Annotated in this window: 16 protein-coding genes; 2 read left to right on the forward strand and 14 right to left on the reverse strand. The window is 35.4% G+C overall.

Annotated elements, in window-relative coordinates:
• Positions 1 to 9 precede the first annotated feature (9 nt).
• Positions 10 to 1,206, reverse strand: a complete 1,197-nt coding sequence (locus tag G7082_RS01065) for a serine hydrolase (protein ID WP_166033329.1) — start codon at positions 1,204 to 1,206, stop codon at positions 10 to 12.
• Between the two features lie 183 nt (positions 1,207 to 1,389).
• On the opposite strand from G7082_RS01065, the gene G7082_RS01070 reads away from it, so the two are divergent.
• Positions 1,390 to 1,893 (forward strand): C-GCAxxG-C-C family protein, encoded by a 504-nt coding sequence (locus tag G7082_RS01070; protein WP_166033330.1) that lies wholly within the window; start codon positions 1,390 to 1,392, stop codon positions 1,891 to 1,893.
• Between the two features lie 2 nt (positions 1,894 to 1,895).
• On the forward strand, positions 1,896 to 2,825 hold the full coding sequence (locus tag G7082_RS01075) for a TDT family transporter (RefSeq protein ID WP_166033331.1): 930 nt from the start codon (positions 1,896 to 1,898) through the stop codon (positions 2,823 to 2,825).
• 410 nt (positions 2,826 to 3,235) lie between these two features.
• On the opposite strand, the gene nifJ is transcribed toward G7082_RS01075, so the two are convergent.
• From nifJ to G7082_RS01140, 13 genes are all read right to left on the reverse strand, one after another.
• The gene (gene nifJ / locus G7082_RS01080) at positions 3,236 to 6,769 is read right to left on the reverse strand and encodes a pyruvate:ferredoxin (flavodoxin) oxidoreductase (protein ID WP_166033332.1); all 3,534 of its coding nucleotides are present in this window, start codon (positions 6,767 to 6,769) and stop codon (positions 3,236 to 3,238) included.
• Between the two features lie 36 nt (positions 6,770 to 6,805).
• Positions 6,806 to 7,255, reverse strand: a complete 450-nt coding sequence (locus G7082_RS01085) for a flavodoxin (protein WP_166033333.1) — start codon at positions 7,253 to 7,255, stop codon at positions 6,806 to 6,808.
• A gap of 47 nt (positions 7,256 to 7,302) precedes the next feature.
• Entirely contained in the window at positions 7,303 to 7,629 is a 327-nt protein-coding gene (locus G7082_RS14970) for a DUF1667 domain-containing protein (RefSeq protein WP_338064237.1), read from the reverse strand.
• 3 nt (positions 7,630 to 7,632) lie between these two features.
• Positions 7,633 to 8,889 carry an NAD(P)/FAD-dependent oxidoreductase gene (locus G7082_RS01095; protein WP_166033334.1) on the reverse strand — a complete coding sequence of 419 codons (1,257 nt, stop codon included), beginning with the start codon at positions 8,887 to 8,889 and terminating at the stop codon, positions 7,633 to 7,635.
• On the reverse strand, positions 8,890 to 10,335 hold the full coding sequence (locus G7082_RS01100) for an NAD(P)/FAD-dependent oxidoreductase (protein ID WP_166033335.1): 1,446 nt from the start codon (positions 10,333 to 10,335) through the stop codon (positions 8,890 to 8,892).
• A gap of 143 nt (positions 10,336 to 10,478) precedes the next feature.
• Complete coding sequence (locus G7082_RS01105; RefSeq protein ID WP_166033336.1) at positions 10,479 to 11,048, reverse strand: glycerol-3-phosphate responsive antiterminator; 570 nt, start codon at positions 11,046 to 11,048, stop codon at positions 10,479 to 10,481.
• 255 nt (positions 11,049 to 11,303) lie between these two features.
• Positions 11,304 to 11,753: a GNAT family N-acetyltransferase gene (locus tag G7082_RS01110; RefSeq protein WP_166033337.1), complete on the reverse strand. Its 450-nt coding sequence runs from the start codon at positions 11,751 to 11,753 to the stop codon at positions 11,304 to 11,306.
• Between the two features lie 11 nt (positions 11,754 to 11,764).
• The gene (locus tag G7082_RS01115) at positions 11,765 to 12,478 is read right to left on the reverse strand and encodes a DUF4362 domain-containing protein (RefSeq protein ID WP_166033338.1); all 714 of its coding nucleotides are present in this window, start codon (positions 12,476 to 12,478) and stop codon (positions 11,765 to 11,767) included.
• Between the two features lie 15 nt (positions 12,479 to 12,493).
• Positions 12,494 to 12,823, reverse strand: coding sequence for an SdpI family protein (locus tag G7082_RS01120; RefSeq protein WP_166033339.1), 330 nt, complete (start codon positions 12,821 to 12,823; stop codon positions 12,494 to 12,496).
• A gap of 24 nt (positions 12,824 to 12,847) precedes the next feature.
• On the reverse strand, positions 12,848 to 13,378 hold the full coding sequence (locus tag G7082_RS01125) for a hypothetical protein (protein ID WP_166033340.1): 531 nt from the start codon (positions 13,376 to 13,378) through the stop codon (positions 12,848 to 12,850).
• A gap of 127 nt (positions 13,379 to 13,505) precedes the next feature.
• Positions 13,506 to 14,498: a hypothetical protein gene (locus G7082_RS01130; RefSeq protein WP_166033341.1), complete on the reverse strand. Its 993-nt coding sequence runs from the start codon at positions 14,496 to 14,498 to the stop codon at positions 13,506 to 13,508.
• Between the two features lie 122 nt (positions 14,499 to 14,620).
• Positions 14,621 to 15,790 carry an amidohydrolase gene (locus G7082_RS01135; protein ID WP_166033342.1) on the reverse strand — a complete coding sequence of 390 codons (1,170 nt, stop codon included), beginning with the start codon at positions 15,788 to 15,790 and terminating at the stop codon, positions 14,621 to 14,623.
• 12 nt (positions 15,791 to 15,802) lie between these two features.
• Complete coding sequence (locus tag G7082_RS01140) at positions 15,803 to 16,993, reverse strand: MFS transporter (protein WP_166033343.1); 1,191 nt, start codon at positions 16,991 to 16,993, stop codon at positions 15,803 to 15,805.
• Positions 16,994 to 17,024 lie beyond the last annotated feature (31 nt).

Genomic DNA, 17,024 nt, shown 5'->3' on the forward strand with positions numbered 1-17,024 from the left:
TGCTTTCTTTTACTTACTATCTAATTTCATCATATGTTTGTCGACAATTTTTGCTAAATCACCAATTGATTTTTCACTGTAATCTTCTCCATATCCAACGGTCATAATCGTTAGATAATACGGATTTTCTTTATCTTTCACTAAAGAAATATCGTTACTTACTGTATACATTGGCATCCAACCTGTTTTATGAACCACATCTACGCCAGGTAAACCAACAGCAACCCCATCATCAAAGGTACTGTTCTGCATCCAATCGTAAAGTAGTTTAATGTTTTCACTTTTCTCTTGGCGCTCATAAACGTACATCATTGATTTTGATAAGATATGTGCTGTTGAAAAGTAACGATTACTTGGTGAATTTGAATCCAGTTCAGATAAAAATTGAATAAAATTAGGTTCACCGATATAGTTAACTAACATTGTATAAGCAACATTATCACTATGTCTAATCGTTAATTCTGCTAATTCTTTAACCGAATACTCTGTTCCAACAGGGGCAAATTGAATAATTCCTGTCCCACCCATTTTCACATTCTCAGTATAAGTTAATTTAGTATCTAGATTTACTTTTCCTTCATCTACTAAAGTTAAAACATATGAAATAAAAGCTAATTTAATACTACTAGCTGTTCGCTTGACTTCGTCTCCGTATGAACTATAAGTAAATTTATGGTCTACGGTTTCTAAATAAATACTAATGTCTCCACCATGAACTTTTTTAAATTCTTCTAAGTCTTTGTCTAACGATTCTTTAAACTGTGTTTCTGATAATTCTTTTTTACGTGAAGCTTCACGCTCTTTTATATAATCTTCTCTAAAATCTAGAATATCTTTTTCAATGTAACCTTTTTTAGGATCACTAATAACTTCCACCCATTTGTCATCGCCCTCCACAGCTTTGACAGAAACGACTGTACCAACAGGCATCACGTCTTCACTCATTTCAGAACCATCTATTTTTTTTCGAGGGTACATCTCTTTTGTTGTGACCATTTCCTCTTCAAAGATTGATTTTTCTTTAGAAATTTTCTTTTGTGATTCTTTTGTTTCTTGTTTTTTTCCAGCTACTTTTTTTGTTTCCGTCTTTGCAACTGGGTTTGCAGCTTTTATTTCATTAGCTGCTTTAATCTTCTTAATTGACATACCTGATACAATAACTAACGCGATTACCAACACTATTAATACAAAAACTTTTTTCTTCACTAACTCCCAACTTTCTACTCTTTCTATTTAACTCTTTTTTCAGTATAACATAGGTATATTGCCTTTTAAACAATCAAAATAACAATGATAGTTCTACTTATTTTCTTAGAAATCAGTAAACTTCTATTGTTGTTATTTCTTTTTGTGATATTATGAGCATAAAGACAAAAGGAGGCTATTTTTATGGAAAAAGAAGCATATCTTGAAATGGTGAGGGAAGTCGCAGAAGAATATTTTAGATCAGGTACTTACTACTGTTCTGAAGCAGTGGTTGAAACAATTAACGATTGTTTAGGTAAGCCCTATGATGATGATGTGGTACGCTTAGCATCTGGTTTTCCAATTGGTATGGGAAAAGCTCAATGTTTATGTGGTGCCGTTTCTGGTGGACAAATTGGTTTAGGGATGGTTTATGGTCGTAAGCGGGGGGAACCTATGGACCCTGAGATGTTTGAGATTTCAAAAGGACTTCATGATTATATTAAAGAAGAATATCGTTCATGTTGCTGCCGTGTGATTACTAGAAAATGGCAAGGAGACGACTTTAAATCAGAGGGGCGTAGACAACATTGTATTGCCATTACTGGTAACGTTGCGGTTTGGGTAGTTAATGAATTAATCGAACGCGGTAAAATTGATCCAAAAACAGCACCAAAGATTGAACCTAGAATCGAAGTGGAGTCGTAAAAATGAAACAATTTTTAGTTAAACTTCCCTTACCTATTTCAGCTTTAGGTTTAAGTTTTGCTGGTTTAGCAAATCTTTTTAATGAGCAACTTATTTTTAAATATTTATTTATTACTCTAAGCATACTTATTCTACTTAGTGTGCTACTTAAAGTTTTAATTGATTCAAAAAATGTTTTGGACCAACTAAAACAAGTTCCGATTGCCGCAACATTCCCAACTTTTTTCATGGGAATCGCACTTTTAACAAAACAAATTGCCCAGTGGAATCTGACAATCGCTCTTATTTTATGGATTATTGCAACACTTGGGCATGTCAGTTTTATTGTTTATTTCACTCGTGAATTTGTTATGAAGAAAGATCTGACCTTAATTCTTCCTTCATGGTTTGTGGTCTACGTTGGAATTGTTGCTTCTTCTGTGACTGCACCATTGTTTGATTCAACCCTTTTAATGAGTTTTGGTAAGATTTTTTTAATCTTTGGAATGCTTGCTTTTCTTATCTTATTTCCAGTTATTATAAAAAGAATGAAAAAATACCCACTACCAAAACCACTTCAAGCAACAGTTGCCATCTTTTCAGCTCCTGTTGCCTTAAACTTAGTTGGGTATTTTTCAGTTATAACAACTAAAAATGCGCCTCTCATTTTAGTTCAATTTACTCTCATGTTAGGGTTATACCTATGGGTTATTAGGCAATTGTTTACTTTATTAAATACAAGCTTTTCACCAGCTCAAGCAGCCCTAACATTTCCTATGGTGATTAGTGCGACAAGTATAAAATTGAGTAGCGCCTACTTCACTCCTCTGTATCCTGCTGTAAAAAATATTGGCGTATTTATTAGTTATGCTTCTCTTATCATAGCCGTTTTGATTGTATTTTCAGTCTTACTTAAGTATCTTACATTTATGACTTCTATGATGAAAGAATAAAAATTAAGTCATTAAAAAAAGGGAATGTGGCAATCTTAATCCACATTCCCTTTTTATATGTTGTAGCCAAATAACAGAGTAAAACATAAAGATATTGAGCCGATAATGACCAATAGTATCCCTAAAACAATTTTTAATAATTCATTAGAACTTAATTTTGGTCCTTTTAAATGAATGTTTAAATTTAAACTCGTTACAACAATTGTAAAACCAACTATAATAATAGCAATAAAAAATAAACATAATAAAAATTGGCTTTGAAAAAAAAGCATCAAATTCCCCCTTTAATTCCTTACAACTCCTTTTTCAAATATACCTTCTTTTCACTAAGTCGGCAATATAATTGCTTTTTTTATTAAAAAATAAAGAAATTTTCTTAATCACAAAGAAAATTTCTTTACTTTAAATTACTACTCTTTTTTTATCGTCGCTAATCGTTCATAATTTTCGTTTCTTGCTTCCACATCATGTTTTGTTTCGTCATACATTTCTGCTACTTCTTCTTCATCATGAGTCACATTAATCAATGAAGAAAAACGTGTTTGTGTTTCTAAAAATTCTGGTATCTTATCTAAATCAGCCTTTTTAAAATCGACTTTCATCGGATCTTTACCTTTATCTTTTAATCTTGGATCGTAGCGATACAGTTGCCAGTAACCAGACTCGACAGCTTCTTTAGCATTCGTTAAAGCATTGCCCATACCACCTTTAATACCGTGGTTAATACATGGCGTATAACCAATAATAAGTGATGGTCCAGGATAACTTTCTGCCTCAGCAATCGCCTTAATGGCTTGATTTGGATGGGCGTTAATCGATATTTGTGCCACATACACGTTGCCGTAAGTTGTTGCCATCATACCCAAATCTTTTTTAGTTGTTTTCTTCCCTGATGCTGAGAATTTTGCAATGGCTGATTTTTGGGTTGCTTTTGATGTTTGACCACCTGTATTGGCATAGAGCTCATTGTCCATAACAAAGATATTAATATCTTCTCCAGAAGCTAACACATGGTCAATCCCACCAAAACCAATATCATAAGCCCAACCGTCACCACCAATTAACCACTGACTTGGTTTAACAAACATATTTTCTTGCTCTAGCAATTCTTTAAAGACTGATTCTGTTTCTGACTCTAAGACTTCAGTTAAGCGTGTTGCCCGTTGTCTTGTGCCATTTCCTTCTTCATAATTATCTAACCAATCAGTTAAGACTTCTCTTGTTTCTGTACTGCCTTGATTACTTTCTAAAATAGCTGTTACTTGATCTACCACTACTTGGCGTTTAACTTGATTGGCGACATACATACCAAAACCAAACTCGGCATTATCCTCAAACAATGAATTACTCCAAGCAGGACCTTGACCAAATTGGTTCGTTGTATAAGGTGTGGTTGGTGCTGAAGCGCCCCAAATCGATGAACACCCTGTTGTATTCGCAATCATCATACGATCCCCAAATAATTGCGTTAACAATTTAATGTAAGGTGTTTCCCCACATCCTGAACAAGCCCCTGAAAATTCTAATAATGGCTGTTCAAATTGAGAGCCTTTGACTGATTCTTTTTTGAATTTAGTTTCTTTTTGTTTTAAAGTCATAGAGAAAGCCCAATTCACTGCTTCTTCTCGTTGTTCTTCGTATGGTTTCATAATCAATGCTTTGTCTTTGGCAGGACACGCATCCACACATAACCCACAACCTGTACAATCTTCAACGGATACTTGGATTCGGTAATTCAAGCCGTCTTTACCTTTAAAGTCGCGGGTAATGTAGCCTTCTGGTACTTCTGCCATTTCTTTATCATCTAAAAGGAATGGCCGAATGGCTGCGTGAGGACACACAAAGGCACATTCGTTACACATGGTACACGCATCTGCTTGCCACTCTGGCACTTCAAGAGCAATCCCGCGTTTTTCATAGGCAGCAGTTCCCAGTGGAATCACACCACCAGACATCCCATTTTCAATTAAATCATTGACTGATAATTGATTCCCTTCTTGACGCTCAATGGGTTTAACAATATTTTTCACGAATGTTGGTAAGTTCTCATCTTCAACGCGTTCCATAACTTCAAGGTCTGCCCATTCTTTAGGCACATCTATTTTAATCAACGCATCAAAAGTTTTATCAATCACAGCCCAGTTTTTATCCACAATCACTGAGGATTTTTTGCCGTAAGTATTTTTAATTTCCTCTTTTAGTAATGGGAAATATTCATTTCTTGTCATTAAGTCTGTTAATTCAAAGAAGGCAGTCGACATCACCGTATTGATACGGCGTCCTAGCCCTTCACTTTTAGCAATATCCATGGCATTAATAATATAGAAATTAATGTTATGTTCTGCGATATATTTCTTCAAGTGTTTAGGTAATAATTTCAAGACTTTTTCTTCTGTCCAAACCGTATTGAGAAGGAACGTTCCTCCATCTTTCAAGCCCTTAATTAAATCATACTTATGAATATACGCCGCATTATGACAGCCCACAAAATCAGGATTTTCTACTAAATAAATGGAATTAATCTCTTCTTTGCCAAAACGTAAATGTGAGACTGTTAAGCCACCTGATTTTTTAGAATCATAAGAAAAGTATGCTTGTGCGTAACGGTCAGTATTATCCCCAATAATTTTAATCGCTTGTTTGTTTGCTCCTACAGTACCATCAGAACCAAAGCCCCAGAATTTTGCTTGGAACGTTGATTTAGGTGTCAAATCAAGAACATCCGTCATTGGTAAGGATAAATGAGTCACGTCATCCTTAATTCCTAAAGTGAAGCGCATTTTCATGTTCTTTTCATCTAATAATAAATGATCAAAAACACTCACAATTTGATCAGGTGTCACGTCTTTTGAACCAATTCCGTAACGTCCACCAATTACGACAGGACGATTCATATGACGATAAAGAGCACTTTGAACATCTAATAATAAAGGTTCTCCATCTGAGCCAGGTTCTTTAGTCCGATCTAACACAGCAATTTTTTCAACCGTACTTGGTAATTTTTCAAGCAAATTATCTGCTGGGAATGGACGATACAAATGAATCGCAATATTCCCCACTTTTCGACCTTGTTGATTTAAATAATCAACGGTTTGTCTAATCGTTGGTGTGGCAGATCCCATTGAAATAATCACTTCTGTGGCTTCTGGGTCACCATAATAAGTCGTTAAATCGTATTCAGTACCACGAATTTTATTAATTTCTCCCATGTATTTTTGAACAATACTAGGCAGACGATCATAGTATTGATTGACTGTTTCTCTTGATTGGAAGTAAATATCTGGATTTTGCGCTGTTCCTGAAACGGTTGGTGTATTAGGATTAAGTCCTCTTTTTCTAAAATTTTCTAACCCTTTTTGATCGACTAAAGGACGTAAATCTTCATAGTCAATCACTTCGATTTTTTGAAGTTCATGACTTGTTCTAAAACCATCAAAGAAATTAACAAAAGGTAGACTGCCTTCGATACTCGCTAAATGAGCCACACCTGCTAAATCCATGACTTCTTGAACGCTACCTTCAGCGAGCATTGCAAAACCAGTTTGTCTAGTTGCCATAACGTCGCTATGATCTCCAAAAATACTTAAAGCGTTCGTTGCGATTGCTCGAGCTGTTACGTGAAAAACAGTCGGTAATAATTCCCCTGCAATTTTATACATATTAGGAATCATTAAAAGTAGACCTTGTGACGCTGTATAAGTTGACGTTAATGCCCCAGTTTTAAGGGAACCGTGAACCGTTCCAGCTGCCCCTGCTTCTGACTGCATCTCAACCACTCGCACAGGTTGATTGAATAAATTTTTCTTTCCCTTAGATGCCCAATCATCCACCAACTCAGCCATCGTTGAACTGGGTGTAATCGGATAAATCGCGGCCACATCAGTGAAAGCATAAGAGATATACGCTGCCGCTGTATTCCCATCCATTGTTTTTGTTTTCTTCATTCTTCTCTCCCTTTTCTTTCGTGTTAACTGAAATGATTAACCAAGTTTTGCCACAATTTCCTTCGCAAAGTCATTGATACGCTCGATATCTTCATCTTCTGCTTCATTTTCAATCGTTAAGGTCTCAGCTGCTTTGGTTGCTCCAGTTTTAGCCAAAGCTTTTTCAAAAGAGAAAGCTGCGTGACAGAAGAAATCCGCATACAATTCACTGTCGCCACTACCAACTACGCCATATAATTTTCCCTCTAACTCTTCCTCTTGAACCTCTTCATAGAAATCTTCAAAGGTAAACGGAATCTCACCATCTCCATCTGTGAATGTCGCGACAATCGCAATATCCGCGTCATTAAAGAAATCTCCATCGATATCATCCGCTTCTTCTCTAACGACTTCTAAATCTAACGCTTCAAAAGCATCCTCCAAGTGTTCTGAAATTCCTTCTGTGTTTCCTGTATTTGATGTGTACGCAATTTTTACTAATGTCATTTTTTCTTCCTCCAAAATTTAGTTTACTTTTTCCATATTTTTACAAGCTACGACGTTAATACCAGTATCTGATACATTTTCGATGATAACATCCCCACATGAACAGGAGCATTTAATTCCACACAATTGATTTCTTTCATAATCTCAATCATTTTTCCTTTTGGAATGGAATCTACTGTTTTAACTGGAATTCGAGGTAAATTACCATCTTTAATTTTACAAGTTGAGGTGATCGTTCTAACAGGGTTGATTAACTCTTGTCTCCCGTATGTGTCACCTTTACGGCAATTATTTCCCGTTACCTTATAACCATTTTCTTCATCAATATGTAAATGACAACCTTTCGGGCAAACAATACAAATCAGCTCAGCCATAGTCTACATCTCCTTAATTGAAATTTCTAAATCTGTTAGTGTTTCATCATCTAAATATTTTTTTCGTAAATTCAAGGTTTCCATCTCACCTGGTGCCAAGTCTTTTTTCTTAAAGGTTGTCACCACTTCTCCGTGATTTGTCACAACGACTTCACATTGTTCAATCACTCGGTTCACTCTAAAATAAACTTCGACTTTACGGTCCACATGACTTCTACGAATTTTTTGAGGTAACACATAAGACACACCTGAGCCATTCATTAAAGCAATGTCTGCTTCCGTATCTTTCGTTTCTAACTGTTTCACGTACTCAGCAGCTGAAGCGCCTGCGACCATACTTTCAGCACTTACATGATCCACTAAATCATGAACATGAAGCACATTGCCACAAGCAAAAATTCCCGGAATCGAGGTTTCTCGATTTTCAAAAACTAAGGCGCCTTTTGTTTTTTGATCCATCTCAATACCAACTTTTCGAGTCAATTCATTTTCTGGAATCAAGCCCACAGAAAGTAGTAAGGTATCACATTCAATTTCCTCTTCCGTTCCTGGAATAACTTCTCGATTGGCATCAATTTCAGCCATAGTGATTGATTCTAAACGCTCGTTTCCTTTAATATCAATCACACTATGAGATAGAAAAAGCGGAATATCAAAATCATGTAAACATTGAACGATGTTTCGATTTAAACCACCTGAGTAAGGCATGACCTCGATACACGCTAAAACTTTTGCGCCCTCTAGGGTCATTCGTCTAGCCATAATCAAGCCGATGTCACCTGAACCTAAAATCACCACTTTTTTACCAACCATGTAACCTTCCATGTTAACGTAACGTTGCGCTGCTCCTGCGGTCATAATGCCAGAAGGTCTCGCCCCAGGAAGTTGAATCGCTCCCCTTGTTCGCTCCCGACATCCCATGGCTAAAACGATGGATTTACTAGCTAAAATTTGATAACCTTTTGTTTTATTCATCATGTGAACTTCTTTGTTTTCAGTCACTTCTAAAACAATCGTATCTAGCATAACTTCAACTGTTGTTTCTTTTATTTTTTCAATAAATTTCCCTGCATATTCAGGTCCAGTTAATTCTTCTTTAAAATAGTGAAGACCAAATCCATTATGAATACATTGATTTAAAATCCCACCAAGTTCCACATCTCGTTCGATAATCAAGATTTTTTCTAGCCCATTTTCATAGGCACTAACTGCTGCCGCAAGCCCCGCTGGACCGCCACCAATGACGATTAAATCGTACATTTATAAAACCTCCTTCGATTGACTGACTAAAATATGACTATCAAAACGATCTAAATCAACTTCTAGTGGAGAAATACCTAATTCTTCTGCAATAATTTCTACCACACGTGGTCCACAGAACCCACCTTGGCATCGTCCCATTCCGGCAATGGTTCGGCGTTTAACCCCTTCAACGGATTTAGCTGGCAAGGTTTGATGAAGAGAATTTCTAATATCAGCTTCTGTAATATTTTCACAGCGACAAATAATGCGACCATAATCAGGATTTTCTTTAATCAACGCTTGTTTTTCCTCAATGTTTGCTTCATTAAAATGAATTCTATTTCTCTCATCCACATAGTTTTCTTTTTTATTTAACACTAATCCATCACGCGCCATCATCTCGATTAGAAAAAGCGAGTTAGCAGGTGCTGCTGTTAGACCTGGTGATTTAATTCCCGCCATGTCATAAAACTGTGGCGCTGCCTTTTCAATAATAAAATCAGAACGGTCTGTATTCGCACGAACGCCTGAGAAGTTACGAATGGAATTTGCTAGGTTAATCGTTGGCACACTCTTTCTAGCACCAATCGCCACTTCTTTAAGTCCTAAAGTTGTATTCGATACATCTTGACCTGTATTGACCCACTCATCTGGAATATTTTCAGCATTCGGTCCAACAATAATGTTGCCATGGGTTGTTGGTGCGACTAAAATTCCTTTACCGACTTTGGTTGGGCATTGGAAAACGATGTGGTTCACTGTATCGGTTTCTTCTAAATCAAGTAAATAGTATTCCCCTCGGCAAGGTATTGTTTTAAAGGTTGGTTCTGCTACCATCTCATGAACGTCTCCCGCGTTAACACCTGCTGCGTTAATCACATATTTACTCTTTATCGTTTCTTGATTGGTTACTAATTCATAATGGTCATCCAAGAAATTAATTTCTTGAACCTGTTGATTGAATTTAAAGGTTGCACCGTTAATAATCGCCACTTCGGTCATCGCAATCGCATATTCCCAAGGATTCACAACTGCTGCACTTGGGGCAAATAAAGCTCCGTAAATGTCTTGATTGAGATGAGGTTCTTTAGCCAAGGTTTCTTCTTTTGATAGCATCTGAATATCAGGAACGCCGTTTTCAACGCCTCGATTGTACAAATCTTTTACCGTTTCTAAATCTTCCTCTGAAAAAGCAACCACTAAGGAACCTAGTTGTTTTCTTGGAATGTCCAATTTTCGGCAAATTTCTTTGGCTAAAAATGAGCCTTCCACATTTAATTTAGCATTTAAGGAACCTGGCTTAGGATCATAACCTGCATGTAAAATTGCACTATTTGCCTTGGTTGTTTTAACTGCCACATCATTTTCTGCTTCTAAGACACACACCTTTAAATCATACTTTGTTAATTCATATGCTAAGGAAGAACCACTAATCCCAGCACCAATAATTGTCATATCGTACATTTTTTCCCCTCCAATGGTAAGTAAAAAGAGCACATTGAACTACCCTCACGTTAGTGAAGTCAGTTCAATGCGCTCTTTTCTCTAGCTGTCTATTTGATTAACTCTAGTATAGGACGATTCACAAACTTTTGCAATCGTTTTCTTTATAATTCCCAAACTTTTTTATTTGTTGAAGAAATAGCCGCAGCACCATTTTTTAAAGCGCTAATCACGTCATCTTTGTCTGTGATTAAACCACTCACTATTAAGGGACGTTTGATTTGATCTTTAACTGCTTGAATAATTTTCCCATTAGGATTTGGCATGATCTCGATAAAATCAGGAAACTTACTATTTTGACATTTTTTTAGTGAATTAAAGGCTAACGAATCCACCATAAAAATTCGATACACGGTTAAAAATCCTAATGATTGTGCCCTAACTAATTGTGGCCATTTAGTTGCGATAATACCCGAAAAAGAGGTGTTTTCCTTTAAAAATTTAAGTCCAATTTCATCATCAGATAGACCCTTAACTAAACCTAGATGGACAAAACCTACTTTTCCACTTGCCTCAATTTTTTCAGACATCTCTTTAATCGTTAAAAGTGAAGATTGTAAAACAAAAATAACTTCCACATCTGATTGAAGTAATTCATCTAAATCAGACTCTTCTTTAATGGCTGCGATAATCGGATTATTTCTCAGTCGTTCATAAATATTAACTTCCCTCATCAAAACCCCTCTTTTCTTAATTCCATTATACCTAAAAATAACTGACTTTAGTTTAAAATTAGATGAAAGATTATTCTAGGACAATCTAGTGCTTGAAAAGTTGAAAAATTTACTCAGTCATAATTTCTTGATATTCCAATTTGGAATATCAAAAGTTGACAGACTAATTAAAAACCTCGGCTAGAATCAAGACTCTAGTCGAGGTTTACTTTTTTTAAATTAATTTTGATAAAAAACTTTTTATTTCCTTGTCTCCTAATTTTCGTTAGAGATTCTGAAAACAGTCCATTCATCCATCATCTCTGCTCCTTGAGATAAGTAAAACTCAATGGAAGGTTTGTTTTCATCAAGACACCACCACTCCACACGACCTAAATCTTCTTTCTTGGCATAATCAACCATGTAGTGTAGCATTTTTTTACCCAAACCTCTTCCTCTATATTCTTCTTTAATGTATAAATCTTCAATGTACAAGCCTGGTTTTCCAACAAAGGTTGAAAAGTTGTAGAAGTATAAACAAAAACCAACCGCTATTTCGTTCTCTTCTAAAAAGATAACCTCTGCACTATTGCGATCAAACAGAGATTTTTCTAAAGTTTCTACGCTTGTTTGAACTTCTGATTCTAATCCCTCGTATCTTGCTAATTCAATAATAAAATCATAAATTAATGGTGTATCTTCTCTGACAGCTTTTCTGAAATTCATTGTGTTCTCCTTTACTCTGTTTCTATGATGACTTCTTTTTCTATTTGATCATCTACAGGTTCTGAAATCTTTAATATCTTGTCTTTGAGTATCATATTTTGATAGTGACCTACTACTTTTTCCTGCGCTCCATATTTATCAGCCGTTGTATCTTGTATCACTGATAATTCTAACTCATTAAAGCCAATTTGAGTAACAATAGGATCACCTTCTATTGTGTGTTCAGTTAATTGAAAAGAAAAAGGGTGTTTCTCTTCATACAATGACATCATTTCTTTTAGTCCATCTTGAAACTCTTTATTAGACTTATTATTGTTTCTTTCCAACTCTTTAAAGAAAATCTGTTTCACTTTTTTAGGTGCTAAATCACCACCACGAGCACCTTTGGAAACTTGATGTGATTCTAGTAGGAAGGTTTTATCTTTTTCTGTTTTAAAGGTATAGCTAGACTTTAGTTCTTCGCTGTTTTGAAGGACAACATTGTCTTCATCTGCCTTAATTACATTAAAGGAATCTCGATTGAATAGGACTTCATTATCTTTTGATTCAATTGTATAAATCCGTCGTTCCTCATCCATCCAAGTTCCTAGAATTTTATTTAGAGAATCTTTTTTTATTTCTCCAGAACTCGAGTTTGAACTATCTGTATTAGGTTGATCTTCTTGACAAGAAGTGAGCGTTATAGAAAAACATAACAAAGCAATCATAGATAATATTTTTTTCATTATGTAATCCCCCTCTCAAATCCTTCTCTCCACATACCAATGGACATAAAAACAAGTCCCTATTATAATTACACTTTCTAATATCACTAAAGGTAAAAATAAGTCGATTTTAAAAATGAAATAGAAAATCAACTCAATTAGAAGTATCATTAATCCTATCCATAATAAAGCTCTTCTTGTATTTCTATAAGCTGTAACCATTAACTTTTGAGCTTTCTCCCAATTTTCTTGGTTCTCCATTGATTTCTTCGTTCGGTAACCTTCGTAACAATCGATTTTTTTAGGATATTCATAGAGCGAAGAAGAAAATAAATACAGAATCAGTGCCATAAAAAGTAACATCATGATGGAACACTCCTTATTACTTAACTAAACAGCAAAATTCAAAATTATTCCACCAATAACTAACATAGGACCAGCAATGCACAATAGAATGAATGCGAAAAATTGCCAATTCGGTTGACGTTTCTTAACAATGAATGAAACAGGGTTATCCTCTTTATACGTTAAAATACCTGATATCACGTTTTCAATTGAACCTAGAGAACTACCTTCAATTTGTCTAAAATAGTAAAAACCAGTTTCAGCGTAAAAATTAAACAACTTGAGTGATGCATATTCAATTCCAGTAGCAGTCATTTTCATCAAATTTCTATTTAATACAACTTCCTCTTCTGTATCAACATTTATAAAAGAAGGTTGAACTTCCCCTAAATTATTAATCACGCGCACTTTCGCTTTTGCCCAAACATCATACTCACCACTTTGGCTAATCTCAAGAAATTCATCTTTACTTGAATCAAATATAGCTGGCTGTTTAAAAAGAGAAAGACCCGTTTTAATAGCTAAAACAATTAGAATTATCCCCATAATAATTAAACCTAACGATAAAAACTCCATACTTTTTCACTCCTTATTTGTTTATTTTACCATAGATTTTTGAGGTTTATAAACTTCGTTGTGTTTTAAATGGATAGAGGTTTTTTGGGTAAAGAAAAAGATTGAAGTAGGACCTCAATCTTTTTTCTTATCTCTGATTATTCACATAATCTGTTAATTCTGGTAAAAATTCTTTCTCACCTGATGCATTATTTTGATTTCGATAAGCTTTATTTTCTTTATTATCATAAGTATAGAAAGAACTTGCCATTCTCATTGGACTTTGAATCCCACACTGAACTACACCTTCTTCTCTAACATAATCAGTATACGTCACCACTTGAATAGTATTATCATATTCCTTAATATGTCCGTACTTTTCACCATATTCTTCTGTACTCATTACTGGATAGTAGTCCTTCATATACGAAGCATAGCTTTCTGCAAATTGCTTCGATGTAACATCAGCTTTTTTCTCCACGACTCTTTTAGGAGCTTCCTTCACTTTCACTTCTGAAAGATCCATAAATTTGCGCGAAACCACTACCCATTCATCAACACCCACGCCTTCAACGTAATAACCAGACTCTTCCAACTCTCCATTCGCATTAATTCTAAAACCACCTAATGAATCAATTTGCTTCTCTTTTGGCGGGTTCACTCTGACGTATACTAATTTATCTCGATCATCGATTCTGACATCTAATTCATAGCTCATAGCATTCGGAATGTTTTGATTTCTCTTATCCCAAACAGCACCAACCCATTGTTTTACTTCATCTCCTGTTAAGTTTTTCTCTTTTGGAACAACTTTTTCTAATGATTCACTCGTCGAACTCTCTGAGGTTTTAGTACTATTTGTTGTCACTGTTTTGATTGGTGTTTGATCCTTTTTATCAGACAAGACCCCCACGACAAAAAAGCCAACTAACACTAGTAAAACTAAAACAATTAAACCGATGATTTTATTTCGACGTTCTTTTTTCTCGATATCCTCTAAAATATCCTGTAGCGCTCGTTTGACACCTCTATCTGTTGCTTTAGCGATTTCAATCTTTAATTGATGCTTGCGGTCTTTCTCTTTTTGAATCCCTAATTCAGTAATTAAACGATTAATTTCATCTTGATTATTATTATCCATGCCTAACTCCTTTTTGAAATATACCTTTTTCCTAACTCTATTGATTTTAACACATCTAAATTTTCTATGAACAAAGAAAAAACACTTTCCAAAAATTCTTGGAAAGTGTTCTGTTCGATTTTTTATTCTTGGCCCAATACATCCAGTACAATTTGTGTGTGCATGGCTGCGCCAACTTTGAAGCACTCTTCCATAATTTTGAATTTTGGATGATGATTCATATAGCCACAACCTTCTTTTTCTGTTCCACCACCAAGAATAAAGAATGAGCCTTGCTTCACATCTGTATAGGCAGAGAAATCCTCCCCACCCATCATTTGAGGTGCACCAAAGATTTTTTCTTGCCCTACAACTTTTTTAGCAACCGTATCAACAATATTTGTTGCTGCTTCATCGTTTACCACTTGACTATAACCAAATAAGTAATCCAACTCATAGGTTGCACCATATACGCTACAAATACCGGCAATCGTTTCTTCAATCCGTTTTTTAATAAATAGGCGAACCTCTTTGTCATTCGTTCGAACCGTTCCTTGAATTCTTGCCGTATCAGGAATGACATTTTGAGTTTTTCCCGCATTAAACTCACCAATCGAAATGACCGCATTTGAGAATGGACTAATATTACGTGAAACAATATGATTTAAATTATTAATAATTTCAACGCCCACAAGAATAGAATCAACAGATAATTCAGGTGTTGAGCCGTGAGATCCTTTTCCTTGGATTTTTAGCGTAAAGACGTCAGATGCAGCTGTTAAAGCTCCTGTTCTTGTCCCAATCATCCCCACTGGAATATTTGGTGCGATATGAAGACCAAAAACCATATCCACGTCATCCATCACGCCAGCTTCAACTAAAAGTTTCGCTCCACCTGGTGGTTCTTCTTCCGCTGGTTGGAAGATGAATTTTACCACGCCCGCAATTTTATCTTGCATCCCTGTTAATACTTTAACCGCACCAAGTAGCATGGCTGTGTGAGTATCATGACCACAAGCGTGCATCACACCAGGATTTTTAGAAGGAAATGCCACATCTGATTCCTCAATAATCGGTAGGGCATCAATATCAGCACGCAAAGCGATTGTTTTTCCAGGTTTATTTCCTGTTAATGTCGCAATCACACTATTTTCAGTTAAAGTGGTTACTTCTAAATTAGGAAAATCCGCAAGAACTTGCTTGATATACTTAGCTGTTTCTACTTCATGAAATGATAGTTCTGGATTTTCATGTAAATGTCTTCTCCACGTAATCATTTCTTTTTCTGGCATTAAATCTTGTAAATTATTCATTTTCAAATCCTCCTATTTTTGTTTAATAAATAAAATCGTCACAGCAGATAAGATACCCATGACTAAAAAGAATATAAAGGTTGATATATATTGTCCACCTGACATTTCAACTAACATCCCAATTAAGGTGGGTGAAACAAAACCACCTAAAATTCCACCAGTCGCTAACGTCCCATAACTTGGAGCGAATTTTGCGCCTGAGAAAATTTTTAAAGGGATACTCATCATTGTAACAAAACAAATAATCAATAAAAAGTTAGCAATTCCCATGACTAAAGTTAAAAGCATCAAGTTACTAATAAAATACGCAACAAATACTAAAAATGAGCCAATAACTGCAGTAATGGCGACCACATATTTTTCCTTTTCTTGAAAGAAGCGCCCCACAACATAACTACCACCAACTGAACCTACAAGTAAGAAGAAACCACTGACACTACTAATCAAAGCAGCGCTATTTAAAGATAGATTTCGTTCACCTGTTAAGAAACTAGGCAACCAATTAGACAAGCCGTAAAGAAGGGCATTGATAAAGAAAGAACTAAAGAAAAGAATCCAAACTCGAATATCAGACCAAACCGTCATGATAGATACTTTTTCTAAAGAAACACTTGCTTCACTGACTTCATGCTGCTTTTTAGGGATTGCCAAAATTAAGAAGATTGTTACTAAGATTGCTAACACGGTGATAACTAAATAGGCCGTTTTCCAACCTGTTTTCGTAATAATTGGTGATAAAACTAAAGGACCAATAAACCCGGCAAATCCTGATGCAGAAAGTAAAATACCTTGGGCAAAGGTTCTTTTTTCTGGTTCAAAATTCACTGTTACTTCTTTACTAGCAGATGAAGCGTAACCCGAGTGTGCTAAAAAACCAGTCAAAAAGCGAAGGCCAATAAACATAATCAAAGATGTCCCAAACCCAAATAATAAAGCAAAAATCCCCATTCCAAGAACAGAACCAATTAAAACTAATCTCGAACCTACTTTGTTAATCACAAGCCCCATTGGAATTTGCATGATTGCATAACCTAAAAAGAAGGCACTCATGATCATTCCTTTAGCCGCAGGATCTAACCCAAATTCTTCTGAAATGGGAATTAAAGAATACCCCACTGACATTTTATCGATGTAAACAACTGTGTAACCAAGAAAAAGTGCCAACAGCAATAATCTTGATTTTTTTGATTCATTTTTTTCCATACATACCTCCTAAAATATAAATAAACTTTTT

Source organism: Vagococcus hydrophili (assembly GCF_011304195.1).
Taxonomy (GTDB): Bacteria; Bacillota; Bacilli; order Lactobacillales; family Vagococcaceae; genus Vagococcus; species Vagococcus hydrophili.